We start from the raw sequence: 25,763 nt of genomic DNA on the forward strand, positions 1-25,763 counted from the left end.
TCCTGAAGCCCGAGCCGATCCGGAAGAATGGCGGAGTGAACACCCTGCGCCTCGTCTTCGCCGGAACCCCTGCCGCCGCCGTGCCGAGCCTCGAACGCCTCGCGGCCGGGCCGCATCAGATCGTGGGCGTCGTGACGCGACCGGATGCCCCGCTCGGGCGCAAGCGCGTGCTCACGCCCTCACCGGTGGCGGCCGCAGCCGAGCGGCTCGGGCTCCCGGTCGTGAAGGCCGCGAGGCTCGACGAGGAGGCCACCGCGGCGATCGACGCGCTCGAACCCGACCTCGGCGTGATCGTCGCCTACGGCGGGCTCGTGCGCCGACCGCTGCTGTCACTGCCGCAGCACGGCTGGATCAACCTGCACTTCTCGGCGCTGCCCGCATGGCGGGGCGCCGCCCCCGTGCAGCACTCGATCATCGCAGGCGACGACGAGCTCGCCGCATCCGTCTTCCAGCTCGTGCCCGAGCTCGACGCGGGCGACGTGTTCGCGATGCATCGCCGGCGCGCCGATGAGACGCTGACCGCGGGGGCCGCGCTCGAGCTGCTCGCCGAGGAGGGTGCCGAGGTGCTCGCGGGCGTCGTCGATGCGATCGCCGACGGCACGGCGCACGCCGAGCCGCAGTCGGGTGAACCGACGTTCGCGCCCAAGCTCGGCCTCGACGACGGCCGACTCGACTGGATGCGCGACGCACGCGAGGTGCTCGCCCGGTTCCGCGGCGTGACGCCCGAGCCTGGCGCGTGGTCGACCGTCGGCGGCGAGCGGCTCAAGGTGCTCGAGGCCCGTGCGGCCGACGTCACGGCCGGGCCGCCGGCGCCTCTCGCGCCGGGCGAACTGCGCCCCGAACGCCGCCGCGTGCTCGTCGGCACCGCCGGCGACCCGATCGAACTCGTGCGGGTGCAGCCGGCCGGCAAGTCCCCGATGTCGGCCGCCGACTGGGGTCGCGGACTCCCCGCGGACGTTCGCGCCCTGGGATGACCCGGCCGCGCACGGCGCCGCCGCGTACAGTTGACGGGTGCAGCAGCAACGCCCGGCCCGACGGCCCTCCCGAGACCGCGACCAGCAGCGATCGCGCCAGGTGAGGGTCTCGCCCCCGCGCATCGTCGCGTTCGAGGTGCTCGCGGCCGTGCGCGACGACGAAGCATATGCCAACCTCTTGCTGCCGAACCGCATCGAGCGCTCGAAGCTCAGCGAGGCCGACGCCGCGCTCGCGACCGAGCTCACGTACGGCACCCTCCGCATGCGGGGCTTCTACGACGAGGTCATCGCGATCGCGGCCGGCCGGCCGGTCGACCGCATCGACCCGCCCGTGCTCGACGTGCTGCGGCTCGGCGCCCACCAGCTCTTGTCGACGCGGGTGCCGACGCACGCCGCCGTCAACGAGCAGGTCGACATCGCGAAGCGCGTCGCCCCGACCGCGAGCGGCTTCGTGAACGGCGTGCTCCGCACGATCTCGCGCACGAGCGTCGAGGAGTGGCGCGAGGCGGTGGCCGCAGAGCACGAGGGCGACGCCCGTATCGCCGCGCTCGCCTCGCACCCCGAGTGGATCGTGCGGGCGCTGCGCGCGGCACTCGACGCCGAGGGGCGTGCCGACGAGCTCGACGCCCTGCTCGATGCCGACAATGCGGCGCCGAGGGTCAATCTCGTCGCGCTGCCCGGCCTCGGCGACGAGTCCGCCGCCGAGCTCGGCACGCCGAACCGGTTCTCGCCGATCGGCTTCACCGCGGAGCGCCCGCTCGCGCTCGTCGCAGCGCACGAGGGCCGCGTCCGGGTGCAGGACGAGGGCTCGCAGCTCGCGGCGCTCGCGCTCACCCGTGCCGTACCGGTGCGGCCGGGGAGCGCTGGCTCGACCTGTGCGCCGGTCCCGGCGGCAAGACCGCCGTCCTCGCCGCGGAGGCGCTGGCCGCCGATGCGACACTCGCCGCCAACGAGCTCGTGCCCGCCCGCGCGGAGCTCGTGCGACGCGCGATCGCGGGCGTGCCGCTCGACGTGCACGTCGCGGTCGGCGACGGACGCGAGTCGACGGCATCGATGCTCCTCGGCGGAGGCGACGCCGATGGCGGCTTCGACCGCATCCTCCTCGACGCGCCGTGCACCGGCCTCGGCGCACTCCGCCGTCGCCCGGAGGCGCGCTGGCGCAAGCAGCCGGGCGACGTCCCCGAGCTCACGCGACTTCAGGCCGAGCTGTTCGACCACGCGGTGCGGCTGCTCGCGCCCGGCGGCATCCTCGCCTACGTGACCTGCTCGCCGCACACCGCGGAGACCCGGGGAACCCTGCGCGCCGCGCTGCAGCGCAACCCGGGGCTCGAGCAGCTCGACACCGGCACCGTGGTGCGTTCGATCAGCCGCGAGGAGCCCGACCTCGCCGGCGACGGCGAGACGGTGCAGCTCTGGCCGCACCGGCACGGCACCGACGCGATGTTCATCGCACTCGTACGTCGCACGAACTGAGCGGGCGCCCACCGGCCTCGGCCGGCGGCCGCCCGGCGTGGCCGGGCACCGCGGACGCCCGACCGGCTCGCGGCCCGAGGCATCCGCCGCTGGCTAGGCTGCTGCCCATGACGACGCGCATCAATCCGAGCATCCTGGCCGCCGACTTCGCGAACATCGAGCACGAGCTCGCGCGCATCGCGACCGCCGACCTCGTGCACGTCGACGTCATGGACAACCACTTCGTGCCGAACCTGACGTTCGGCCCGCAGATGGTCGAGCGCATCCAGGCGACGAGCCCGATCCCGCTCGACGTGCACCTCATGATCGACGACCCCGATCGCTGGGCGCCCGCCTACGCCGAGCTCGGAGCCGCGAGTGTGACGTTCCATGTCGAAGCCGCGACCGACGTCGTCGCGACCGCCAGGCGGCTGCGCGAGATCGGCGCCCGGGCGGGCATCGCACTGAAGCCGGGCACCGGGGCCGAGCCGTTCCTCGACGTCCTCCACGAGTTCGACCAGGTGCTCGTGATGACCGTCGAGCCGGGCTTCGGCGGGCAGTCGTTCATGCCCGAGACCATGCCGAAGCTGCGGCGCGTCGCCGACGCCGTGCGCGCCCGCGGACTCGACGTCTGGCTGCAGGTCGACGGCGGCGTCACGGTCGACACGATCGGCATCGCGGCGGAGGCCGGAGCCGACACGTTCGTCGCCGGGTCGGCGGTGTTCCGGGGCGTCCCCGAGGACCAGATCGCCGCGCTCCGTGCCGCGGCGGCGACGCACGCGCACTGACGGTGCTCCCGGCACCGATAGTCTGGTGGGTGTGAAGACCTTCGACGAACTCTTCGTCGAGCTGAGCGACAAGGCCCGCACCCGCCCAGAGGGTTCCGGCACCGTGCGCGAGCTCGACGCGGGAGTGCACGCCATCGGCAAGAAGATCGTCGAGGAGGCCGCCGAGGTCTGGATGGCCGCCGAGTACCAGACCGACGCCGAGACCGCTGAAGAGATCTCGCAGCTCCTCTACCACCTCCAGGTGCTCATGCTCGCGAAGGGGCTCTCGCCGGCCGACGTGTACCGACATCTCTGATCGCCCATGCCCGATCAGTTCCGTCGACACGAAAGCTCAGACATGCTCAGAATCGCCGTGCCCAACAAGGGTTCGCTCGCCGAGACCGCCGCGCAGATGCTGTGGGAGGCGGGCTACACGGGTCGTCGCGACCAGCGCGACCTGCACACCGCCGACCCGCGCAACGGGGTCGAGTTCTTCTACCTCCGCCCGCGCGACATCGCGACCTACGTCGGCTCGGGTGCGCTCGACGTCGGCATCACGGGTCGCGATCTCCTGCTCGATTCGGGGTCGGATGCCTCGGAGATCGCCCCGCTCGGCTTCGGCGACTCGACCTTCCGCTTCGCCGGCCCCGCCGGCCGCTTCGCCGAGCTCGCCGACCTCGAGGGCGTGCGCGTCGCGACCAGCTACCCCGGACTCGTCGGTGCGTTCCTGGCAGGCAAGGGCGTCACGCCGTCGAAGCTCGTGAAGCTCGACGGCGCGGTCGAGTCGGCCGTGCGTCTCGGCGTGGCCGACGCCGTCGCCGACGTCGTCTCGACGGGTGCGACCCTCCGGCAGGCCGGGCTCGAGATCTTCGGGCCCGTCATCCTCGAGTCCGAGGCCGTGCTCATCGGCTCGGGCGTCGACAAGCCCGGTGCCGCGACGCTGCTGCGCCGCCTCCAGGGCGTGCTCGTCGCCCGGCAGTACGTGCTGCTCGACTACGACGTGCCCGTCGAACACCTCGAACAGGCCACCGCTGCGGCGCCCGGCTTCGAGTCGCCGACCGTCTCGCCGCTGCACGACCCCGAGTGGGTCGCCGTCCGCGTGATGATCCCGCGCGTCGACATGAACCACGTGATGGACGAGCTCTACGCCCTCGGCGCACGCGCGATCCTCGTGAGCGCCATCCACGCGGCACGGTTGTGAGGGTGCGCGCATGAGCCTCGCCGTCCGCGTCATCCCGTGCCTCGACGTGGCCGCGGGCCGCGTCGTCAAGGGCGTCAACTTCCTCAACCTGCGCGACGCCGGAGATCCCGTCGAGCTCGCGGCGCGCTACGCCGCGCAGGGCGCCGACGAACTCACGTTCCTCGACGTCACGGCGACCGTCGACGACCGGTCGACGACGTACGACATGGTGCAGCAGGTCGCCGAGCAGGTGTTCATCCCGCTCACGGTGGGCGGCGGCGTGCGGTCGACCGACGACGTCGCGCGGTTGCTCGGCCACGGCGCCGACAAGATCGGCGTCAACAGCGCCGCGATCGCGCGTCCCGCGCTCGTCGCCGAGATCGCCGACCGGTTCGGCGCCCAGGTGTGCGTGCTGTCGCTCGACGTGAAGCGTTCGGACCGCACCGAGTCGGGCTTCGTCGTGACGACTCACGGCGGGCGGACCGAGACCGACCTCGACGCCCTCGAGTGGGCACGACAGGCGATCGACCTCGGCGCCGGGGAACTGCTCGTCAACTCCATCGACGCCGACGGCACGAAGCAGGGCTTCGACCTCGAGCTCACCGCGCTCATGCACGAGCTCTCGACCGTGCCGGTCATCGCCTCGGGCGGGGCGGGCCGAGTCGAGGACTTCGCGCCCGCGATCGCCGCCGGTGCCGACGCCGTGCTCGCGGCATCCGTGTTCCACAACGGCGAGCTCACGATCGGCGAGGTCAAGCAGGCACTCGCCGCCGACGGGAGGACCGTCCGATGACCCGAGCACCCGAGACGACGCCCTCGACGCCCTCGACGTCCGACCAGGCGCTCGAACGCGCCGTCTTCAACGAACAGGGGCTCCTGCCGGCCGTGATCCAGCAATGGGACACCGGCGAGATGCTCATGCTCGGCTGGATGGACCGCGAAGCGCTGCGCCGCACCCTCACCGAGGGGCGCGTGACCTTCTGGTCTCGCTCGCGGCAGGAGTACTGGCGCAAGGGCGATACGTCCGGGCACGCCCAGTACGTCCGCTCCGCCGCGCTCGACTGCGACGCCGACACGCTGCTCGTCCGGGTGGAGCAGGTCGGCGCGGCCTGCCACACGGGCACCCGCACGTGCTTCGACGGCGACCCGATCGAGGTCGTGCAGGGGCGCGTCCCCGGCGAACCCGACCCGGCGCCTGGCCGGCCCGACGCCTGACCCGCCCGCACCCGATCCACGCGAACGACGAGGAGACACGATGACCGCGACGACGACCTTCGACGAGTTCGCCGGCCTGCTCGCGGGGCGCCGCGTCGTACCCGTCGTCCGCGAGCTCTTCGCCGACGGCGAGACGCCCGTGGGCATCTACCGCAAGCTCGGCGAGGGACGGCCTGGCACCTTCCTCCTCGAGTCGGCCGAACAGGGCGGCATCTGGTCGCGGTACTCGTTCGTCGGCGTCTCGTCGTATGGCGTGCTCACCGAGCACGCCGACCGGGTCGAGTGGCACGACCACGGGCTCTCCGCCGAGCGGGCGCTCGGCGCCGCCGCCGAGCTGCCGCCCCTCGCCGCCCTCGAGGCGCTGTTCGAGCGCTGGCGCACCGAGGACGTGCCGGGCGCGCCGCCGCTGACCGGTGGACTCGTCGGCTTCATCGGCTGGGAGGCGGTGCGCCAGATCGAGCACCTCCCGAACCGGCCGCCAGCCGAGTCGTCCATCCCCGGGCAGGCGTTCGCCTTCGTCGCCGAGCTCGTCGTGATCGACCATCGCACGGGCACGGTGCAGCTCATCGCCTCCGCGCTGAACGACACCGGTGCGCCGGCCGAGGAGCTCTGGGCCGACGCGCAGGCGCGGCTCGACGGGATGCAGCGGGGTCTCGCCGCGCCGGCCGAGGCGTGGCTGGCCGACATCGACCTCGGCCGGTCGGCGTCGCCAGTGCATCGCACCGACGAAGCGGACTTCCTCGCGGCCGTCGATCGGTCGAAGGACTTCATCCGCGACGGCGACGTCTTCCAGGTCGTCATCTCGCAGCGGTTCGAGCACGAGGCGACCGCACCGGCGCTCGACGTCTACCGGGTGCTCCGCAGTCTCAACCCGAGCCCGTACATGTACTTCCTCCACCTCGAAGACGGCTCGGGCGAGCCGTACTGGATCGTCGGATCGTCGCCCGAGGCGCTCGTGAAGGTGCAGCACGGCCGGGTCTTCACCCATCCGATCGCCGGTTCGAAGCCGCGCGGATCGACGCCCGAGGAGGACGCCGACCTCGAGTCCGCCCTCGTCGCCGACCCCAAGGAGCAGGCCGAGCACCTCATGCTCGTCGACCTCGCGCGCAACGACCTCGCGAAGGTCTGCACGGCGGGCTCGGTCGAGGTGACGGAGTTCATGCGGGTCGAGCGCTTCAGTCACATCATGCACCTCGTCTCCTCGGTCGAGGGCGACCTCGGGCCCGACGTCAACGCGATCGAGGTGTTCCGCGCCACCTTCCCGGCGGGCACACTGTCGGGTGCGCCGAAGCCACGGGCGCTCGAGATCATCGACGAGCTCGAGCCCGCCCAGCGCGGCCTCTACGGGGGAGTGGTGGGCTACTTCGGGTTCGGCGGCGACGCCGATCTCGCCATCGCCATCCGCACCGCGACGATCGCGGGCGGCGTCGCCCGGGTGCAGGCCGGTGCCGGTCTCGTGGCCGACTCCGACCCGCTGAGCGAGTTCGAGGAGTCCCGCAACAAGGCGGCGGCGCCGCTCCGGGCCGTCGCGGTCGCGAACGCGATGCGGAGGGTCGAGGCGTGAAGCGCTCCCGCATGAAGCTCATCGCGATCGTCACGTCGATCGCCGGATCGGCGATCGCGTTGCTCGCGTGGAGCCAGACCTGGTTCGGACTCGTGCTCGCGAGCGGTGCCGGCGCCCACGTCGACGCCGAGGTCATCGCCGTGCCGGGCAGCGTAGCCTCGCCGGCGCTCGCGGCGCTCGGCCTGGCCGGACTCGCCCTCGCGGCGGCACTCGCCCTGGCCGGCCCGGCGATCAGCATCGTGCTCGGCGTGCTCGAGGTCGTGCTGGGTGGATGCCTCGTGCTCGCCTCCGCCCTCGCACTCGCCGACCCCGTGGCCGCCGTCTCGGCGTCGGTCACCGAGGCGACGGGCGTCGCCGGCGACCGCCCGACGGCGGAGCTCGTCGGTGCTGCCGTCGCGACCGCCTGGCCGACCGTCGCCGTCGCGGGCGGCGTGCTCGTCGTGGCGGCGGGCGTGCTCGTGCTCGCCACCGGCACCCGCTGGGCGGGTTCGTCGCGGCGCTACCGCAGCGGCCTCGAGCCCGCCGACGGCTCGCAGCCGGCCCAGCGGGGTGCTGCGGAGCGTGCGGTCGACGACTGGGATGAGCTCAGCCGCGGCGACGACCCCACCGACGATGCCGTCGACGACGCCGAGGCCTCCACCGACCCGGCCGACGACACCGCCGACACGACCGTCGACCCCGCCGATGACACGACCGGCCCCGAACCGACCCGCTAGACTGGCGGGCGGAAACCCCCGCACGAAGGAGCATCAATGAGCATCGAGACCGCAGATCCCGGCCACGGACACTCGCCCGCGGCGTGGACCTCCGTCACCATCATGCTCATCGCGTTCACGATCGGCACGGTCGCGTTCTTCCTCGACGTGCAGTGGCTCGTCTGGGCGTCGGCAGGGCTGCTCGTCGTCGGCCTCATCGTCGGCTGGGTGCTCGCCCGTGCCGGCTACGGCGTCGGCGGCGCGAAGGTCGCCGAGAAGGCGCACTAGGTGCTCGCCGAGCTGACGGCGAACGCGGTCGCCGACGCGCTCGCGCGCCGTGAGGACCACCCGATCGACGAGGTCGAGGCCGCAGCCCTCGCCCGCCCCGCGGCGATCGACGCCCTCGAGGCGCTCCGCCCGGCGTCGCACGTCAAGGTGATCGCAGAGATCAAGCGCTCGAGCCCGTCTCGTGGCTCACTCGCGGCGATCGCCGACCCGGCAGCGCTCGCGCGCAGCTACGAGCTCGGCGGCGCGAGCGCGATCAGCGTGCTCACCGAGGGCCGGAGGTTCGGCGGATCGCTCGCCGACCTCGAGGCCGTCCGTGCGGCGGTCGCACTGCCCGTGCTGCGCAAGGACTTCATCGCGACGCCGTACCAGGTGTTCGAGGCCCGTGCAGCGGGCGCCGACCTCGTGCTGCTCATCGTGGCCGCACTCGACGATGCGACGCTCCGCGAGCTCTTCGACCTCATCGTCTCGCTCGCCATGACGCCGCTCGTCGAGACGCACTCTGCCGACGAGCTCGACCGTGCGGCTGCGCTCGGTGCGCGGCTCATCGGGGTGAACGCGCGCGACCTGACGACGTTCGAACTCGATCGCGACCTGTTCGGCCGGCTCGCCGAACGCTTCCCCGACGACGCGATCCGCGTCGCCGAATCGGCGGTGCTCACGCCCGCCGATGTCGCGCACTACCGCTCGTCGGGCGCCGACGTCGTGCTCGTCGGCGAGGCGCTCGTCACGGGCGACCCGATTGCCAACCTCTCAGCTTTCCTGGCGGTGTGACATGGCGCTTCGTGCGCAGACCGGTCCGTACTTCGGCGACTTCGGCGGGCGCTTCGTGCCCGAATCCCTCGTCGCCGCCCTCGACGAGCTCGGCGAGGCCTACGACCTCGCGAAGCTCGATCCGGCGTTCGGCGCCGAGCTCGCCGAACTCGGGCGCAGCTACACCGGGCGCCCCTCGATCATCACCGAGGTGCCGCGCTTCGCACAGCACGCCGGAGGCGCACGCGTCATCCTGAAGCGCGAAGACCTGAACCACACGGGTTCGCACAAGATCAACAACGTGCTCGGCCAGGCGCTGCTCACCAAGCGCATCGGCAAGCAGCGCGTGATCGCCGAGACCGGCGCCGGCCAGCACGGCGTCGCGACGGCGACCGCGGCGGCGCTCTTCGGGCTCGACTGCACGATCTACATGGGCGAGGTCGACACCGAGCGGCAGGCCCTCAACGTCGCCCGAATGCGCCTGCTCGGGGCCGAGGTCGTCGCCGTGAAGGCGGGCTCGCGCACCCTGAAGGACGCGATCAACGAGGCCATGCGCGACTGGGTCACGAACGTCGAGTCCACCAACTACATCTTCGGCACCGTGGCGGGGCCGCATCCCTTCCCCGAGATGGTGCGCGACTTCCAGAAGATCATCGGCGAGGAGGCGCGCCAGCAGGTGCTCGACCTCACCGGCTCGCTGCCGACGGCCGTCGCGGCCTGCGTCGGCGGCGGGTCGAACGCGATCGGCATCTTCCACGCGTTCCTCGACGACGAGGGCGTCGGCCTCTACGGCTTCGAGGCCGGGGGCGAGGGCGTGGACACGCCGCGCCACGCCGCGACGATCACGAAGGGGCGTCCCGGCGTGCTGCACGGCGCGCGCAGCTACATGCTGCAGGACGACGACGGCCAGACGATCGAGTCGCACTCGATCTCGGCCGGGCTCGACTACCCGGGCGTCGGCCCCGAGCACTCGTGGCTCGCCGCGATCGGCCGGGCGCAGTACCGACCAGTGACCGACGATGCCGCGATGCAGGCGCTGCGCCTGCTCACCCGCACCGAGGGCATCATCCCCGCGATCGAGTCGTCGCACGCCCTCGCGGGCGCGCTCGAGCTCGGGCGGGAGCTCGGCGGCGACGCGACCATCCTCGTCAACCTCTCGGGGCGCGGCGACAAGGACATGGACACCGCGGCCCGGTACTTCGAGCTGTACGACGAGGAGAACGCCGAATGAGCGCCCTGAAGACGGTCGGCTCGGTCATCGCGCGACGCAACGCCGAGGCATCCGGCGCCCTGATCGGCTACCTGCCCGTCGGGTTCCCGACGCTCGACGAGAGCGTCGAGGCGGCCGTGGCCCTCGTCGAGAACGGCGTCGACGCGCTCGAGCTCGGGCTGCCCTACTCCGACCCCGTGATGGACGGCCCGGTCATCCAGGCGGCGACCCAGCAGGCGCTCCAGAACGGATTCCGCCTCGCGGACGGCTTCGAGGCCGTCCGTCGCATCACCGAGCGGGTCGACGCTCCCGTGCTCGTCATGACCTACTGGAACCCCGTGGTGCAGTACGGCGTCGAGCGCTTCGCCGACGACCTCGCGGCGGCCGGGGGAGCCGGGCTCATCACGCCCGACCTCATCCCCGACGAGGGGGCCGACTGGATCGCGGCATCCGAGCGCACCGGGCTCGACCGGGTGTTCCTCGCCGCGCCGACCTCGACCGACGCGCGCATCGCCCGGGTCGTCGAGGCCAGCCGCGGCTTCGTCTACGCCGTGTCGACGATGGGCATCACCGGTGCGCGCGCCGACGTCGACCGGGCCGCCCGCGGCGTCGTCGACCGGCTGCACGCGGCGGGAGCGCCCGCGAGCTGCGTCGGCGTGGGCATCTCCACGGCGGCCCAGGTCGCCGAGGTGCTCGACTACGCAGAAGGCGCGATCGTGGGCTCGGCCCTCGTGAAGGCACTCGCCGACGGCGGTGTCCGCGGCGCCGGCGCCCTCGCCGCCGAGCTCGCACGCGGCACGCGCCGCGAGTGAAGTACGCTGGCTGAGGCCCACGCGGCCGACGTCGCTTCCGAGGAAAGGCAAGAGCCCGAGTGATCGCTCCGATCAGCATTCCGAGCCCCGATTACGGCTGGCGCACCATCGAGATCCCGGTGCCCTGGGGCATCATCCCTATCCAGACGTACGCCCTCTGCATCCTCGCCGGCATCATCCTCGCGGTGATCATCACCTCGCGCCGGCTCACGAAGCGGGGCGCGGAGCCCGGCGTGGTCCTCGACATCGCGCTCTGGGCCGTGCCGCTCGGCATCATCGGCGCCCGCCTGTACCACGTGCTGACGCATCCCGCCGACTACTTCGCGGGTCAGGAGTGGTGGAAGGTCTTCGCCATCTGGGAGGGCGGCAACGCCATCTACGGCGCGCTGATCGGCGGCGCGATCGGCGTCATCATCGGCTGCCGGTTCACCGGCCTGCGGTTCTGGTCCTTCGCCGACGCCCTCGCGCCCGCACTCCTGGTCGCCCAGGCGGTCGGCCGCCTCGGCAACTGGTTCAACCACGAGCTCTTCGGCGCCCCGACCGACCTGCCCTGGGGGCTCGAGATCGAGTTCGACAATCCCGCCTGGCCGCAGGGGCTCGCCGAGGGCACGCTCTTCCATCCGACGTTCCTCTACGAGCTGGTCTGGAACCTGCTCGGCGCTGCGGTGATCGTGCTCCTCGAGCGTCGCATCAACCTGCGTTGGGGCAAGGCCTTCGCGATCTACCTCATCTGGTACGGCCTCGGTCGCTCGTTCTTCGAGTCGATCCGCGTCGACCCGAGCGAGATGTTCCTCGGCATCCGCGTCAACGTCTGGACGTCGTTCGCGGCGATCGTGCTCGGCATCGTCCTCTACCTCGTCCAGCGTCGTCGCCACACCGGCGACGAGCCCAGCCCGTACGTTCCCGGACGTGAATGGAAGGGCCCCGACGCTGAGGTAGACTCAGACGAAATCGAGTCCGACTCAGACTCTCTCGACGACGGCGTCGAGGGCGAGAACGAGCCCCAGGGCGAGACGGCGGCCACAAGCCCGAGCCGTACCACCTCGTAGACAGGCCGCCCGAACCCCGTTCTCCGAAGCGACGCCGCACCTCGCGTCGTGCATCCCCGTGTAGGGCCGATGGCGTCCCCGCTTCCATTCCCCTGATGTGATGAGGACGGTCCCTGTGTCGCTCACCCCACCCTTCTCGCGGTTCGGAACCGTTCCGCCTGCCCAGGGCATGTACGACCCCGCCGCCGAGAAAGACGCCTGCGGTCTCGCCATGGTCGCCACGCTGCGTGGCACCGCCGGCCACGACATCATCACCGCGGCGCTCGATGCGCTGCGGCACCTCGAACACCGCGGGGCGGTCGGCTCGGATGCCGGCACCGGTGACGGTGCGGGCATCATCACGCAGATCCCCGACGAGTTCCTGCGGGCCGTCGCGAGCTTCCCGCTGCCCGAGGCCGGCGAGTACGCCGTCGGAAACGCCTTCCTGCCGGTCGACCCGACCACGCGCAGCCGGGTGAAGCAGCAGCTCGCCGAGCTCGCGGCCTCCGAGGGCCTCGAGGTGCTCGGCTGGCGCGAGGTGCCCGTACGGCCCGACGTGCTCGGCACCCTCGCGCGTGCCGCGATGCCCGCGGTGCAGCAGCTCTTCGTGCAGTCGACCGCGACGACGTCGACCGGCGCCCGACTCGCGGGGATCGCGCTCGATCGGCTCGCGTTCCGGTTCCGCAAGCGCGCCGAGCGCGAGCTCGAGCTCTACTTCGCCTCGCTCTCGTGCCGCACCATGGTCTACAAGGGCATGGTGACGACGCTCCAGCTCGAGCCGTTCTACCCCGACCTCTCCGACGAGCGGTTCACGTCGAAGCTCGCCCTCGTGCACTCGCGCTACTCGACCAACACCTTCCCGTCGTGGCCGCTCGCGCAGCCCTTCCGCATGATCGCGCACAACGGCGAGATCAACACGATCCAGGGCAACCGCAACTGGATGCGCGCCCGCCAGTCGCAGCTCGAGTCCGAGGTGCTCGGCGACCTCGGTCCGATCCTCCCGATCGTGACGCCGGGCGCGAGCGACTCCGCCTCGTTCGACGAGGTGGTCGAGCTGCTGACCCTCGCAGGGCGCAGCCTGCCGCACGCGATCATGATGATGGTGCCCGAGGCCTGGGAGAACCAGGCCGAGCTCAGCCCCGAGCGCCGGGCGTTCTACGAGTACCACTCGATGCTCATGGAGCCGTGGGACGGCCCCGCCGCGATCGTCTTCACCGACGGCACCCTCGTCGGCGCGACGCTCGACCGCAACGGACTCCGCCCGGGCCGCTACGTCGTGACCGACGACGGCCTCGTCGTGCTCGCGAGCGAGATCGGGGTGCTCGACCTCGAGCAGTCGCGCATCGTGCGGAAGGGGCGCCTGCAGCCCGGCCGCATGTTCCTCGTCGACACCGAACGCGGCCGCCTCATCGAGGACGACGAGATCAAGTCCGAGCTCGAGCAGTCCGAGCCCTGGGGCGAGTGGCTCGAAGAGGGCCGCATCCGCCTCGCCGAACTGCCCGAGCGCGAGCACATCGTGCACCCGCCGGCCTCGGTCAACCGTCGCCAGCGCACCTTCGGGTACACCGAGGAAGAGGTGAAGATCCTCCTCACGCCGATGGCGAAGACCGGTCAGGAGCCGCTCGGCGCCATGGGTTCGGACACGCCGATCGCCGTCCTCTCGCAGCGTCCGCGTCTGCTGTTCGACTACTTCACGCAGCAGTTCGCCCAGGTGACGAACCCGCCGCTCGACTCGATCCGCGAGGCGGTCGTGACCTCGCTCGGCACGCAGATCGGCCCCGAGCGCAACCTGCTCGCCGCCGGTCCCGAGCACGCTCGTCAGGTCACCCTCGGCTTCCCCGTGATCGACAACGACGAGCTCGCGAAGATCGTGCACATCGACCCGTTGCCGGGTCGGCGCACGACCGCCACCATCCGCGGGCTCTACCGCTTCGACGAGGGCCCCGACGCGATGCGCGACCGCCTGCGTGCGATGTGCGCCGAGGTCGACGAGGCGATCGAGGAGGGGGCGAAGTTCGTGGTCCTCTCCGACCGCGACTCGAACAAGGACCTCGCTCCGATCCCGTCGCTGCTCATGCTCTCGGCCGTGCACCACCACCTCATCCGGGCCGAGAACCGCATGAAGGTCGGCCTCGTGGTCGAAGCCGGCGACGTGCGCGAGGTGCACCACGTGGCGCTGCTCGTCGGCTACGGCGCCTCGGCCGTGAACCCGTACCTCGCCATGGAGACCTGCGAGGACCTCGTGCGTTCGGGCGTCATCACGGGCGTCTCTCCCGAGCAGGCCGTGCACAACGTGATCAAGGCGCTCGGCAAGGGCGTCCTGAAGATCATGTCGAAGATGGGCGTCTCGACGATCGCCTCCTACGCGGGCGCCCAGGCCTTCGAGGCGGTCGGGCTGTCGCAGGCGTTCATCGACGAGTACTTCACCGGGACGACGTCGAAGCTCGGCGGGGTCGGCATCGACGTCATCGCGACCGAGACCCTCGACCGGCACGCCCAGGCGTATCCGCAGGACCAGGCCGTGCGTGCGCACGAGCGCCTCGCGACCGGGGGCGAGTACCAGTGGCGGCGCGACGGCTCGCCGCACCTCTTCAACCCCGAGACCGTCTTCCGGCTGCAGCACTCGACCCGCAACCGTCGCTACGACGTCTTCCGCGAGTACACCTCGCTCGTCGACTCGCAGGCCGAGCAACTGCTCACGCTGCGCGGCATGTTCGCCCTGCGCACCGGCACGCGGCCCGCGGTGCCGATCGACGAGGTCGAGCCGGTCTCCTCGATCGTGAAGCGGTTCTCCACCGGCGCGATGAGCTACGGCTCGATCTCGAAGGAGGCGCACGAGACGCTCGCGATCGCGATGAACCGGCTCGGCGCCAAGTCGAACACCGGTGAGGGCGGCGAAGACCTCGACCGGCTGCTCGACCCCGAGCGTCGCAGCGCGATCAAGCAGGTCGCATCCGGCCGCTTCGGCGTCACGAGCATGTACCTCACCCATGCCGACGACATCCAGATCAAGCTCGCGCAGGGCGCGAAGCCCGGCGAGGGCGGGCAGCTGCCGCCGACGAAGGTCTACCCGTGGGTCGCCCGCACCCGGCACGCGACCGCGGGCGTCGGGCTCATCTCACCGCCGCCGCACCACGACATCTACTCGATCGAAGACCTCAAGCAGCTCATCTTCGACCTCAAGCGGGCGAACCCGAAGGCGCGCATCCACGTGAAGCTCGTCAGCCAGTCGGGCATCGGCGCGGTCGCCGCGGGCACCGCGAAGGCCCTCGCCGACGTCATCCTCGTCTCCGGACACGACGGCGGCACCGGCGCGAGCCCGCTGAACTCGCTCAAGCACGCGGGCACCCCGTGGGAGCTCGGGCTCGCCGAGACCCAGCAGACGCTCATGCTCAACGGCATGCGCGACCGCGTCGTCGTGCAGGTCGACGGGCAGTTGAAGACCGGCCGAGACGTCGTCATCGGCGCCCTGCTGGGGGCCGAGGAGTTCGGCTTCGCGACGGCCCCGCTCGTCGTCGAGGGCTGCGTCATGATGCGCGTCTGCCACCTCGACACCTGCCCCGTCGGCGTCGCGACCCAGAACCCCGAGCTCCGCAAGCGCTTCAGCGGCAAGCCCGAGTTCGTGGTCAACTTCTTCGAGTTCATCGCCCAGGAGGTGCGCGAGTACCTCGCCGCCCTCGGCTACCGCTCGATCGACGAGATCGTCGGACGGCGGGAGCTCCTCGACGTCGACCGCGCGGTCGACCACTGGAAGGCGTCGGGTCTCGACCTCACCCCCGTGCTCGTCGGCCCCGACTTCTCGGAGGCGGACGCCCGCCGCAACGCCCGCGCGCAGGACCACGAGCTCGACGAGCACTTCGACAACGAGCTCATCCGTCGGGCCGGCATCGTGCTGGAGGACGGCGGGTCGGTGTCGATCGAACTCCCCATCAAGAACACCGAGCGCGCGGTCGGCACGATGCTCGGCCACGAGGTGACCGCCCGCCACGGCGAGCAGGGGCTGCCGACCGGTTCGATCGACGTGACGCTGACGGGCTCGGCCGGGCAGTCGCTCGGCGCGTTCCTGCCCGGCGGCATCACGCTGCGACTCGAGGGCGACTCGAACGACTACGTCGGCAAGGGCCTCTCGGGCGGGCGGATCGTCGTGCGGCCGGCCCGTGACAGCGGGTTCGCGGCCGAGCGCAACGTCATCGCGGGCAACGTGATCGGCTACGGCGCGACGAGCGGGAGCATGTTCATCCGCGGCATCGTGGGCGAGCGGTTCCTCGTGCGCAACTCCGGGGCGACCGCCGTCGTCGAGGGCGTGGGCGACCACGCGCTCGAGTACATGACCGGCGGCCTCGCGCTCATCCTCGGCGAGACCGGCCGCAACCTCGGCGCCGGCATGTCGGGCGGCACCGCCTACGTGCTCGGACTCCGCGAGGGTCGGATCAACCGCGAGTCGCTCGCCGCCGGCGAGCTCGAGCTCCTCCCGCTCGGCAGTGCCGACCGGGTGATCGTGCGCGACCTGCTCGAGCAGCACGTCGCCGAGACCGACTCCGCGGTCGCCGCGTCGCTCCTCGCCGAGGGCGACGCCGCGTTCGACCGCTTCACCAAGGTGCTGCCGCGCGACTACGCGGCAGTGCTCCGCACCCGCCAGAGCGCGGTCGACGAGGGGCTCGACCCCGACGGCGACGTCGTCTGGACGAGAATCCTGGAGGTGACGAATGGCTGAAACCCTGCAGACGATGGGGACGGCTGTGCGCACGAACTGCGTGGAGGCGACGAATGGCTGACCCCAAGGGCTTCCTGAAGGTCACCGAGCGCGAGCTGCCCAAGCGGCGTCCCGTGCCGGTGCGCATCATGGACTGGAAAGAGGTCTACGAACAGGGCGACCCGGCGCAGTTGCGCCGGCAGGCGGGTCGTTGCATGGACTGCGGCATCCCGTTCTGCCATCAGGGCTGCCCGCTCGGCAACCTCATCCCCGAGTGGAACGACCTGATGTACCGCGGTGAGGGCCGCGCGGCGATCGAGCGCCTGCACGCGACGAACAACTTCCCCGAGTTCACGGGCCGGCTCTGCCCGGCCCCGTGCGAGTCGGCGTGCGTCCTCGGCATCAACCAGCCCGCCGTCACGATCAAGCAGGTCGAGGTCTCGATCATCGACCAGGCGTTCGGCAACGGCTGGGTGCAGCCGCAGCCGCCCGGACGCCTGACGGGCAAGACGGTCGCCGTCGTCGGCTCGGGCCCCGCCGGGCTCGCCGCCGCGCAGCAGCTCACGCGCGCGGGCCACACGGTCGCGGTGTTCGAGCGTGACGACCGCATCGGCGGCCTGCTGCGCTACGGCATCCCCGACTTCAAGATGGAGAAGAAGCACCTCGAGGCGCGTCTCGCCCAGATGACGGCCGAGGGCACGCGCTTCCGCGCCGGAATGAACATCGGCGTGGACATCACGTGGGACGCGCTCCGCGAGCGCTACGACGCCGTCGTGGTGGCCACCGGCGCGATGGTCCCGCGCGATCTGCCGGTTCCCGGCCGCGACCTGCCCGGCGTGCACTTCGCGATGGAATACCTCACCCAGTCGAACCGGCACGTCGCCGGCGACCAGGTCTTCGACCAGCTCACGGCGGAGGGCAAGCACGTCGTCGTCCTCGGCGGCGGCGACACGGGTGCCGACTGCATCGGCACAGCGCACCGGCAGGGCGCCCTCTCGGTGACCAACCTCGCGATCGGCAAGCAGCCCGGGCAGGAACGGCCCGACCACCAGCCCTGGCCGATGCACCCGACCGTCTTCGAGGTGCAGAGCGCCCACGAGGAGGGCGGCCGCCGCGAGTTCCTCGCTTCGACCGTCGAGTTCCTCGCGAACGACGCCGGCGAAGTGCGGGCCATCCGCGTCGCCGAGACCGAGTACCTCGACGGCCGTCGGGTGCCCAAGGCGGGCACCGAACGTGAGATCCCGGCCGACCTCGTGCTGCTCGCGCTCGGGTTCACCGGGCCCGAGACCGCCGAGCTCGACGAGCAGCTCGAGCTCGCGGTCACGGATCGCGGCAACCTCGCCCGCGACGCCGCCTACGCGACCGCCGAGCCCGGCGTCTTCGTGGCCGGCGACGCCGGCCGCGGTCAGTCGCTCATCGTCTGGGCGATCGCGGAGGGCCGGGCTGCGGCCGCCGCCGTCGACCGGTACCTTGAAGGCGAGACCTCGCTGCCGAGTCCCATCGCGGCGACGGCACGGGCCATCGCCGTCTGAGCCCCAGGCGCGCCGCTCGGCGCGTCGTCCGAACAAGGTTCGGCGCTCCGGCGCCGAACAACGCAGAACACCGGGAGTATCACCACATGAGACGAGCGAAGATCGTCGCCACCCTCGGGCCGGCGACATCGAGCTACGAGCAGATCCGTGCGATCGTCGATGCGGGCGTCGACGTCGCCCGCATGAACCTCAGCCACGGCAGCTACGACGTCCACGAGGGCGTCTACCAGAACGTGCGCAAGGCCGCTGCCGACTCCGGTCGCGCGGTCGCAGTGCTCGTCGACCTCCAGGGGCCGAAGATCCGCCTGGGCAAGTTCGCCGACGGTCCGCACGAGCTCGCCGAGGGCGACATCTTCAAGATCACGACCGACGACATCCTCGGCACGAAGGAGATCGTCGGCACGACGTTCAAGGGCCTGCCGAACGACGTGAAGCCCGGCGACTTCCTGCTCATCGACGACGGCAAGGTCCGGGTCGAGGTGCTCGAGACCGACGGCACCGTCGTCACGACCAAGGTCGTCGTCGCCGGCCCGGTCTCGAACAACAAGGGCATCAACCTGCCCGGCGTCGCGGTCAACGTGCCGGCGCTCTCCGAGAAGGACGAGGCCGACCTGCGCTGGGGCCTCGAGCTCGGCGCCGACCTCATCGCGCTGTCGTTCGTGCGCAACGCCGCAGACATCACCCGGGTGCACGAGATCATGGACGAGGTCGGCCGTCGAGTGCCCGTCGTCGCCAAGGTCGAGAAGCCCCAGGCGGTCGACGCCCTCGAGGAGATCACCGAGGCGTTCGACGCCATCATGGTCGCCCGCGGCGACCTCGGCGTGGAGCTGCCGCTCGAGGCCGTGCCGATCGTGCAGAAGCGCGCGGTCGAGATCGCCCGCCGGCTCGCGAAGCCCGTCATCGTGGCGACGCAGATGCTCGAGTCGATGATCCACAGCCCGGTGCCGACGCGCGCCGAGACCAGTGACGTCGCGAACGCGGTGCTCGACGGTGCCGACGCGGTCATGCTCTCGGGCGAGACGAGCGTGGGGGAGTACCCCGTCATCACGGTGCAGACCATGGCGCGCATCGTCGAGTCGACCGAGCAGCACGGCCTCGACCGTATCCTGCCGCTCGGCACGAAGCCGCGCACGCAGTCCGGGGCCATCACGGCTGCGGCCGTCGAGGTCGCCGACTTCGTCGAGGCGAAGTACCTCTGCGTGTTCACCGAGTCGGGCGAGACGGTGCGCCGCATGACGCGCCTGCGCTCGAAGATCCCGATCCTCGCGTTCACGCCCGACCCCGCGATCCGTCGCCGCATGGCGCTCAACTGGGGCGTCGAGTCGTTCGTCGTCTCGCGGGTCACCCACACCGACCAGATGGTCGGCCAGGTCGACGAGGCGCTCGCGAAGACCGGCAAGGCGGTCAACGGCGAGAAGGTCGTCATCATCTCCGGCTCGCCTCCCGGCATCCCCGGCACCACCAACGACGTGCGCGTGCACGTCGTCGGCGAGGTGCTCTAGCGGTTCCGTCCCGAAGGGCCGGCCAGTGATGGCCGGCCCTTCGGCATGCCGGTCGTGCCCAGAGCGAGGGCATGGCGAATCGGATGCCGCGGCACGCGTCGTGGCATGATCCCAACGTGGTCGTGAGATTCGAATGCCGGACGACGCTTCACATGAGCCGGGAGGTCGCGTTCGACCGCTCGCTCGACATCGACCTGCATCAGGCGTCGATGGCTCGGTCCCGCGAGCGCGCCGTCGCCGGGGTGACGACGGGGCTGATCGGACCTGGGGAGCAGGTGACGTGGCGGGCGTGGCATTTCGGCCTGCCGTTCCGGATGACGAGTCGGATCGTCGCGTACGACCGGCCCCGGTCGTTCACGGACGAGCAGGTGCACGGTCCGTTCCGGTCGTTCCGGCACGTGCATCGGTTCGAGCCGGCAGCCGATGGCGAGGGCGCGCTCATGGTCGACGAGATCGAGTTCGTCGCGCCGTTCGGTCCGCTCGGCAGGATGGCGGAGGTGGTGCTCGGACCGTACCTGCGCCGACTCATCGAGAGCCGGAACGCCCACATCGCCGACCTCGGCCCGACCTGAGGGGCGCCCGTCGAACGGGCGAAGGTGCCGGTGGTGGGGGTCGAACCCACACGCCCTTTCGGGCAAAGCATTTTGAGTGCTCCGCGTCTGCCATTCCGCCACACCGGCCAGAGGCCTCGCCCAGAATACCGTAGGCTTTCCTGCGTGACTGACACCGAATCAACTCAGCCGGCAGCTCCGCGCCGCGTGGTCGTGGCCGAAGATGAGTCGCTCATCCGCCTCGACATCGTCGAGATCCTGCGCGACAACGGCTACGAGGTCGTCGGCGAGGCGGGCGACGGCGAGACCGCCGTGGCGCTCGCGACCGAGCTTCGCCCCGATCTCGTCATCATGGACGTCAAGATGCCCCAGCTCGACGGCATCTCCGCGGCCGAGCGGCTCTCGAAGGGGCACATCGCCCCCGTCGTGCTGCTGACCGCCTTCAGCCAGAAGGAGCTCGTCGAGCGCGCGAGCGAGGCGGGCGCCCTGGCGTACGTCGTCAAGCCGTTCACGCCGAACGACCTGCTCCCCGCGATCGAGATCGCCCTCGCCCGCCACGCCCAGATCATCGCCCTCGAGGCCGAGGTCGGCGACCTCGTCGAGCGCTTCGAGACGCGCAAGCTCGTCGATCGGGCGAAGGGTCTGCTCAACGAGAAGATGGGCCTCTCCGAGCCCGAGGCGTTCCGCTGGATCCAGAAGGCGTCGATGGACCGCCGCCTCACGATGAAGGACGTCTCGCAGGCGATCATCGAACAGCTCGCCCCGAAGAAGTAGGGGTTCGAGAACCCCCGAACGGCGGATGCCGCGACGAGTACGCACTCGTCGAGGCATCCGCCGTTCGTCGTGTCGGCCGGCCGTCTCGGCACCCGGGCCCGCGCGTCGGGCGGTGTCGGCGGCCGCTTGTAGGCTGGTGCGGTGACGGACGCAGACAAGCCCACCCTCCTCGTCGTCGACGGCCACTCGCTGGCCTTCCGAGCCTTCTACGCACTCCCGGTCGACAGCTTCACGACGCGCGACGGCCAGCACACGAACGCCATCCACGGCTTCCTCTCGATGCTGCTCCTGCTGCTCCAGAACGAGAAGCCGACGCACCTCGCGGTCGCGTTCGACGTGTCGCGGCACTCGTTCCGCACGCGCGAGTACGCCGAGTACAAGGGCACCCGCGGCGAGACTCCGGCCGAGTTCAAGGGCCAGGTGCCGCTGCTGCAGGAGGCGCTGCAGGCGATGGGCGTCCGCGTGCTCGAGAAAGAGGACTTCGAGGCCGACGACATCCTCGCGACGCTCGCCGCACGTGGACGCACCGAGGGCTACCGGGTGCTGCTCGTGTCGGGCGACCGCGACACCATCCAGCTCGTCAACGACGACGTCACGCTGCTCTACCCGAACGCGCAGGGGGTGTCGCAGCTGAAGCGGTACGACCCCGAGGCCGTCGTCGAACGCTACGGCATCCGGCCCGAGCAGTACCCCGACGTCGCGGCGCTCGTCGGCGAGACGAGCGACAACCTCACGGGCATCACGAAGGTCGGCGAGAAGACCGCGGTCAAGTGGCTCGGCCTCTACGGCGACCTCGACGGCATCCTCGCCCACGCCGACGAGATCAAGGGCGTGGTCGGCCAGAACCTGCGCGACGAGAAAGAGAACGCGATCCGCAACCGCAAGCTCAACCGTCTCGTCGACGACGTCGAGCTCGATGTCGTGATCGACGAGCTCGCGGCTCGCCCCATCGACATCGAGGCGGTGCGTCCGCTGTTCGAGCAGCTCGAGTTCCGTACGCTCTTCGAGCGCCTGCGCAAGCTCGTCGCCGGAGAGGCGAACGGAAACGGCAACGGCGGCGGCGCAGCGACGGCGGCCGAGCCCGCACCGCTCATCGCCGCGCCGACCATGCCGACCTCGCAGAGCCCCGTCGGCGACGACCTCGCGTCGTGGCTCGAGCGCGCGATCGCGGCCGAACCCGCGGGTCTCGGCCTGACCCTCGAGGTCATCGACGGCGTCGTCGTCGGCGCGGGCGTCGCGACGACGACCGAGACGATCCACGTGCCGTGGCGGGCCGGCTCTGCCGACGCCGCACCGTTCGAGGCCTGGCTCGCCTCCGACGCCCCGAAGGTCATGAGCGACGCCAAGCCGCAGCTCCAGGCGCTCGCGCGTTCGGGCCTCGCGTTCGGCGGACTCGTGCTCGACGTGCTCGTGGCCGCCTGGCTCGTTCGCCCGAACCTCGTCGAGAAGAGCCTGCCCGACGTCGTCGACCGGTATCTCGGCGAGACGGTGCCGCAGGCCGACCCGGCACAGCTCGTGCCCGAAGAGGGCACCGATGCCGGCGCACCCGAGCACGCCTGGTTCACGGTTCGGGCGGCACCGGCGGTCCTGCGCGCGCTGCCCGAACCCTCGCGGCAGCTGCTCGCCGACGTCGAGATGCCGCTTGTCCCGGTGCTCGCGGCGATGGAGCTGCGCGGCGTCACGGTCGACCACGACGAGCTCGCGGCGCTCTCGGCCGAACTCGGCGAACGCGCGGCCGGCCTCGCCGAGGCGGCGTACGCCGAGATCGGTCGCGAGGTGAACCTCGGGTCGCCCAAGCAGCTCCAAGAGGTGCTGTTCGACCAGCTGGGCATGCCGAAGACGCGGGCGACGAAGACCGGCTACACGACCGATGCGAACGCGCTGGCCGACCTGCAGGAGTCGAGCCCCCACCCGTTCCTCGGCTACCTGCTCGAGCACCGCGACGCGACGAAGCTCCGCCAGATCGTCGACTCGCTCGACAAGTCGATCGCGGCCGACGGCCGCATCCACACGAACTACGGCCAGATCGGTGCGGCGACCGGGCGCATGTCGTCGAACGACCCGAACCTCCAGAACATCCCGATCCGCACCGAGGACGGCCGCCGCATCCGCAAGGCCTTCCGGCACGGTGCCGAGTACGTCGAGCTGCTCACCGCCGACTACTCGCAGATCGAGATGCGCATCATGGCCCACCTGTCGGGCGACCCGGGTCTCATCGAGGCGTTCAACGCCGGAGAAGACCTGCACCGGTTCGTCGGCGCGCGGGTGTTCTCGGTCGATCCGGCCGACGTCACACCGCTCATGCGCACGAAGGTCAAGGCCATGTCCTACGGCCTCGCCTACGGTCTCAGCGCGTTCGGCCTGTCGAAGCAGCTGCGCATCGACCGCGGCGAGGCGCAGCAACTCATGCGCGAGTACTTCGAGCGGTTCGGTGCGGTGCGCGACTACCTGCGCGGCGTCGTCGAGCAGGCGAAGATCGACGGCTACACCGAGACGATCTTCGGCCGGCGCCGTCCGTTCCCCGACCTCAACAGCCCGAACCGGGTGCACCGCGAGAACGCCGAGCGAGCGGCGCTCAACTCGCCGATCCAGGGCTCGGCGGCCGACATCATGAAGATCGCGATGGTCGGCGTCGAACGCGGGATCCGCGAGCAGGGGCTCGAGAGTCGCATGCTCCTCACCGTGCACGACGAGCTCATCTTCGAGGTCGCTGCCGGCGAGTCCGAGGCGCTCGAGGCGGTCGTGCGCGACAAGATGGCGCACGCGGCCGAGCTCAAGGTGCCGCTCGACGTGCAGGTCGGGCGCGGCCGCGACTGGGAGGACGCGGCGCACTGACGCCCGGGTGTCGGCCGATCGACCGATGGCCGACGCTCGAACGCGTCGTGCGAGGGATCCTCGATGTCGACACCGGCGGGGCCGCTGTCCTAGGTTCGGAGGATGGCATCGAGTGAGCGCACCCCGACCGACGTCGACCGCATCGCCGAGGAGTGGGTCGACACCCTCGTCGACCTCGACCCGAGCGTCGGCACCTACATCGGCCGTACGAGCCACGACGACCGGCTCGCCGACTACTCGCCCGCGGGGCACGAGCGCCGTGTCGCGGCGATCCGTGCGACCGTCGACTCGCTGCGTTCGGCGTCGCCGGCCGACGAGGTCGACCGGATCACGGTCGCCGACCTCGGCTCCGAGCTGGAGCTCGACCTCGAACGGTACGACGCGGACCTCCACCTGCGCGACCTCAACGTGATCGCGAGCCCCACGCAGGAGATCCGCGACGTCTTCGATCTCATGCCCACCGCCGACGTCGACGACTGGTCGCGCATCGCGACGCGCATGAGCGCGGTGCCGGCGGCCCTCGACGGCTATGTCGAGACGCTCCGTGCCGGCATCGCCGCCGGCACCGTTCCGGCCGAGCGCCAGGTGCGCGAGGTCGCCGCCCAGGCTCGGCGCATCGCGAAGGCCGACGGCTTCTTCACGAACCTCGCGGCGAACGCGACCGCGGGGGAGACCGCACTGCCCGAGTCGCTCCGGCGCGACCTCGAGGCCGGCGCGGGCACCGCGAGCGAGGCGTACGGACGGCTCGCCGAGTTCCTCGAGTCCGAGCTCGCGCCGGTCGCGGGCGACGCCGACGCGGTCGGGCGTGACGTCTACGCCCTCGAGTCGCGACGGTTCCTCGGCGCGGTGATCGACCTCGACGAGACCTACGAGTGGGGCATCGAGGAACTGGCGCGCATGGTCGCCGAGCAGGAGTCGATCGCGAACGAGATCAAGCCCGGGGCATCCGTGTCGGAGGCCATCGCGTTCCTCGACGGCGACCCGAGCCGCAAGCTGCACGGCACCGACGCGCTCCAGCGATGGATGCAGGAGACGAGCGATCGCGCGGTCGCCGAGCTCGCAGGCACCCAGTTCGAGATTCCCGCCGAGATCCGCACGCTCGAGTGCATGATCGCCCCCACGCAGGAGGGCGGCATCTACTACACGGGCCCGAGCGACGACTTCTCGCGCCCCGGCCGCATGTGGTGGTCGGTGCCCGAGGGCGTCACCGAGTTCGACACCTGGCGCGAACTCACGACGGTCTACCACGAGGGCGTGCCCGGACATCATCTGCAGATCGGCCAGGCCGTCGTCAACCGCGGGCAGCTCAACACCTGGCGGCGCCAGCTCGCCGGTACCTCGGGCCACGCCGAGGGCTGGGCGCTGTACGCCGAGCGGCTCATGGAGGGGCTCGGCTACCTCGACGACCCGGCCGACCGGCTCGGCATGCTCGACGGGCAGCGCATGCGCGCGGCCCGCGTCGTGCTCGACATCGGCGTGCACCTGGGCAAGCAGCGCCCCGACGGTCAGGGTGTGTGGACGGGCGACTACGCGTTCGAGTTCCTCGGGCAGAACGTCAACATGAACGAGGGGTTCGTGCGCTTCGAGGTGCACCGCTACCTCGGCTGGCCGGGCCAGGCGCCGTCGTACAAGGTGGGTCAGCGCATCTGGGAGCAATTGCGCGACGAGGTCGCCCGCCGCGAGGGCGATGCGTTCGACATCCGCGAGTTCCACCGGCGCGCGCTCGGCCTCGGCGGGGTCGGGCTCGACACGCTCAGGTCGGCGCTGCTGGGCTGAGCCCGGGCGTCGGATGCGGCGGATTCCGGGGGTTGCGGCTCCCGGAATCCGTCCGGTTGCCTGGACCGGATCGATGCCGTTAGGATGGAACGTCACTCTTGTGACATCCCTGTCCGCATGCCCATCGCGGAAACACAACAACGCTCTACCGCGCGATGGGCTCGA

The 25,763-nt window shown here is 71.2% G+C and carries 20 protein-coding genes, 1 tRNA gene and 1 pseudogene; 21 read left to right on the forward strand and 1 reads right to left on the reverse strand.

Annotated features, from left to right (window positions below; translation table 11 throughout):
• Window positions 1–44: 44 nt before the first annotated feature.
• The 18 genes and pseudogenes from fmt (at window position 45) to MUN74_RS17550 (ending at window position 20,234) form a co-directional block, all read left to right on the forward strand.
• Window positions 45–974, forward strand: a complete 930-nt coding sequence (fmt, locus tag MUN74_RS17465) for a methionyl-tRNA formyltransferase (RefSeq protein ID WP_244856489.1) — start codon at window positions 45–47, stop codon at window positions 972–974.
• 100 nt (window positions 975–1,074) lie between these two features.
• Window positions 1,075–2,447, forward strand: a pseudogene (locus MUN74_RS17470) (RsmB/NOP family class I SAM-dependent RNA methyltransferase).
• 107 nt (window positions 2,448–2,554) lie between these two features.
• A complete protein-coding gene (gene rpe / locus MUN74_RS17475) occupies window positions 2,555–3,214 on the forward strand; it encodes a ribulose-phosphate 3-epimerase (RefSeq protein WP_244853884.1) in 660 nt (219 codons plus the stop codon).
• Window positions 3,215–3,245: 31 nt separating this feature from the next.
• On the forward strand, window positions 3,246–3,509 hold the full coding sequence (locus tag MUN74_RS17480; protein ID WP_244853885.1) for a phosphoribosyl-ATP diphosphatase: 264 nt from the start codon (window positions 3,246–3,248) through the stop codon (window positions 3,507–3,509).
• A 42-nt stretch (window positions 3,510–3,551) separates the two neighbouring features.
• Window positions 3,552–4,394: an ATP phosphoribosyltransferase gene (gene hisG, locus MUN74_RS17485; protein ID WP_244853886.1), complete on the forward strand. Its 843-nt coding sequence runs from the start codon at window positions 3,552–3,554 to the stop codon at window positions 4,392–4,394.
• A 10-nt stretch (window positions 4,395–4,404) separates the two neighbouring features.
• Window positions 4,405–5,166, forward strand: coding sequence for an imidazole glycerol phosphate synthase subunit HisF (gene hisF / locus MUN74_RS17490; protein WP_244853887.1), 762 nt, complete (start codon window positions 4,405–4,407; stop codon window positions 5,164–5,166).
• Window positions 5,163–5,588 carry a phosphoribosyl-AMP cyclohydrolase gene (gene hisI, locus MUN74_RS17495; RefSeq protein ID WP_244853888.1) on the forward strand — a complete coding sequence of 142 codons (426 nt, stop codon included), beginning with the start codon at window positions 5,163–5,165 and terminating at the stop codon, window positions 5,586–5,588. The genes hisF and hisI overlap by 4 nt, the downstream gene beginning before the upstream one ends.
• A gap of 40 nt (window positions 5,589–5,628) precedes the next feature.
• Entirely contained in the window at window positions 5,629–7,152 is a 1,524-nt protein-coding gene (locus MUN74_RS17500) for an anthranilate synthase component I (RefSeq protein ID WP_244853889.1), read from the forward strand.
• Window positions 7,149–7,868 carry a Trp biosynthesis-associated membrane protein gene (locus MUN74_RS17505; RefSeq protein WP_244853890.1) on the forward strand — a complete coding sequence of 240 codons (720 nt, stop codon included), beginning with the start codon at window positions 7,149–7,151 and terminating at the stop codon, window positions 7,866–7,868. Before MUN74_RS17500 ends, MUN74_RS17505 begins: the two co-directional genes overlap by 4 nt.
• 36 nt (window positions 7,869–7,904) lie before the next feature.
• Window positions 7,905–8,135: a cytochrome c biogenesis protein ResB gene (locus tag MUN74_RS17510; protein ID WP_244853891.1), complete on the forward strand. Its 231-nt coding sequence runs from the start codon at window positions 7,905–7,907 to the stop codon at window positions 8,133–8,135.
• Window positions 8,136–8,906, forward strand: a complete 771-nt coding sequence (gene trpC, locus MUN74_RS17515; RefSeq protein ID WP_244853892.1) for an indole-3-glycerol phosphate synthase TrpC — start codon at window positions 8,136–8,138, stop codon at window positions 8,904–8,906.
• A 1-nt stretch (window position 8,907) separates the two neighbouring features.
• On the forward strand, window positions 8,908–10,116 hold the full coding sequence (trpB, locus tag MUN74_RS17520) for a tryptophan synthase subunit beta (protein WP_244853893.1): 1,209 nt from the start codon (window positions 8,908–8,910) through the stop codon (window positions 10,114–10,116).
• Window positions 10,113–10,907: a tryptophan synthase subunit alpha gene (trpA, locus tag MUN74_RS17525; protein WP_244853894.1), complete on the forward strand. Its 795-nt coding sequence runs from the start codon at window positions 10,113–10,115 to the stop codon at window positions 10,905–10,907. The genes trpB and trpA overlap by 4 nt, the downstream gene beginning before the upstream one ends.
• Window positions 10,908–10,966: 59 nt before the next feature.
• Window positions 10,967–11,956, forward strand: a complete 990-nt coding sequence (lgt, locus tag MUN74_RS17530; protein ID WP_370647313.1) for a prolipoprotein diacylglyceryl transferase — start codon at window positions 10,967–10,969, stop codon at window positions 11,954–11,956.
• 100 nt (window positions 11,957–12,056) lie between these two features.
• A complete protein-coding gene (gene gltB / locus MUN74_RS17535; protein ID WP_370647314.1) occupies window positions 12,057–16,649 on the forward strand; it encodes a glutamate synthase large subunit in 4,593 nt (1,530 codons plus the stop codon).
• Between the two features lie 53 nt (window positions 16,650–16,702).
• A complete protein-coding gene (locus MUN74_RS17540) occupies window positions 16,703–18,160 on the forward strand; it encodes a glutamate synthase subunit beta (protein WP_244853895.1) in 1,458 nt (485 codons plus the stop codon).
• An 86-nt stretch (window positions 18,161–18,246) separates the two neighbouring features.
• Window positions 18,247–19,662: a pyruvate kinase gene (gene pyk, locus MUN74_RS17545; protein WP_244853896.1), complete on the forward strand. Its 1,416-nt coding sequence runs from the start codon at window positions 18,247–18,249 to the stop codon at window positions 19,660–19,662.
• Window positions 19,663–19,814: 152 nt separating this feature from the next.
• Window positions 19,815–20,234 carry an SRPBCC family protein gene (locus tag MUN74_RS17550; RefSeq protein WP_244853897.1) on the forward strand — a complete coding sequence of 140 codons (420 nt, stop codon included), beginning with the start codon at window positions 19,815–19,817 and terminating at the stop codon, window positions 20,232–20,234.
• Window positions 20,235–20,259: 25 nt separating this feature from the next.
• Here the strand turns inward: MUN74_RS17550 and MUN74_RS17555 are convergent.
• Window positions 20,260–20,342: transfer RNA gene (locus tag MUN74_RS17555), tRNA-Leu, on the reverse strand.
• Between the two features lie 36 nt (window positions 20,343–20,378).
• Between MUN74_RS17555 and MUN74_RS17560 the strand changes: the two genes are divergently transcribed.
• The 3 genes from MUN74_RS17560 to MUN74_RS17570 all read left to right on the forward strand — a co-directional run bounded on the left by MUN74_RS17560 (window position 20,379) and on the right by MUN74_RS17570 (window position 25,598).
• On the forward strand, window positions 20,379–20,987 hold the full coding sequence (locus tag MUN74_RS17560) for an ANTAR domain-containing response regulator (RefSeq protein ID WP_231430921.1): 609 nt from the start codon (window positions 20,379–20,381) through the stop codon (window positions 20,985–20,987).
• A 141-nt stretch (window positions 20,988–21,128) separates the two neighbouring features.
• Window positions 21,129–23,822 carry a DNA polymerase I gene (gene polA, locus MUN74_RS17565; RefSeq protein WP_244853898.1) on the forward strand — a complete coding sequence of 898 codons (2,694 nt, stop codon included), beginning with the start codon at window positions 21,129–21,131 and terminating at the stop codon, window positions 23,820–23,822.
• 102 nt (window positions 23,823–23,924) lie between these two features.
• Complete coding sequence (locus tag MUN74_RS17570) at window positions 23,925–25,598, forward strand: DUF885 domain-containing protein (RefSeq protein WP_244853899.1); 1,674 nt, start codon at window positions 23,925–23,927, stop codon at window positions 25,596–25,598.
• The last annotated feature ends 165 nt before the right edge of the window (window positions 25,599–25,763 follow it).

Origin of the sequence: Agromyces sp. H17E-10, assembly GCF_022919715.1 — a bacterium.
Classification (GTDB): domain Bacteria; phylum Actinomycetota; class Actinomycetes; order Actinomycetales; family Microbacteriaceae; genus Agromyces.

Coding starts and splice junctions, on each gene's coding strand:
- gltB (WP_370647314.1), top strand. CDS start 12,057: ATGAGGACGGTCCCTGTGTCGCTCACCCCACCCTTCTCGCGGTTCGGA.
- rpe (WP_244853884.1), top strand. CDS start 2,555: ATGACGACGCGCATCAATCCGAGCATCCTGGCCGCCGACTTCGCGAAC.
- MUN74_RS17540 (WP_244853895.1), top strand. CDS start 16,703: ATGGCTGACCCCAAGGGCTTCCTGAAGGTCACCGAGCGCGAGCTGCCC.
- hisI (WP_244853888.1), top strand. CDS start 5,163: ATGACCCGAGCACCCGAGACGACGCCCTCGACGCCCTCGACGTCCGAC.
- hisF (WP_244853887.1), top strand. CDS start 4,405: ATGAGCCTCGCCGTCCGCGTCATCCCGTGCCTCGACGTGGCCGCGGGC.
- trpB (WP_244853893.1), top strand. CDS start 8,908: ATGGCGCTTCGTGCGCAGACCGGTCCGTACTTCGGCGACTTCGGCGGG.
- hisG (WP_244853886.1), top strand. CDS start 3,552: ATGCTCAGAATCGCCGTGCCCAACAAGGGTTCGCTCGCCGAGACCGCC.
- MUN74_RS17550 (WP_244853897.1), top strand. CDS start 19,815: ATGAGCCGGGAGGTCGCGTTCGACCGCTCGCTCGACATCGACCTGCAT.
- MUN74_RS17570 (WP_244853899.1), top strand. CDS start 23,925: ATGGCATCGAGTGAGCGCACCCCGACCGACGTCGACCGCATCGCCGAG.
- MUN74_RS17500 (WP_244853889.1), top strand. CDS start 5,629: ATGACCGCGACGACGACCTTCGACGAGTTCGCCGGCCTGCTCGCGGGG.
- trpA (WP_244853894.1), top strand. CDS start 10,113: ATGAGCGCCCTGAAGACGGTCGGCTCGGTCATCGCGCGACGCAACGCC.
- MUN74_RS17510 (WP_244853891.1), top strand. CDS start 7,905: ATGAGCATCGAGACCGCAGATCCCGGCCACGGACACTCGCCCGCGGCG.
- pyk (WP_244853896.1), top strand. CDS start 18,247: ATGAGACGAGCGAAGATCGTCGCCACCCTCGGGCCGGCGACATCGAGC.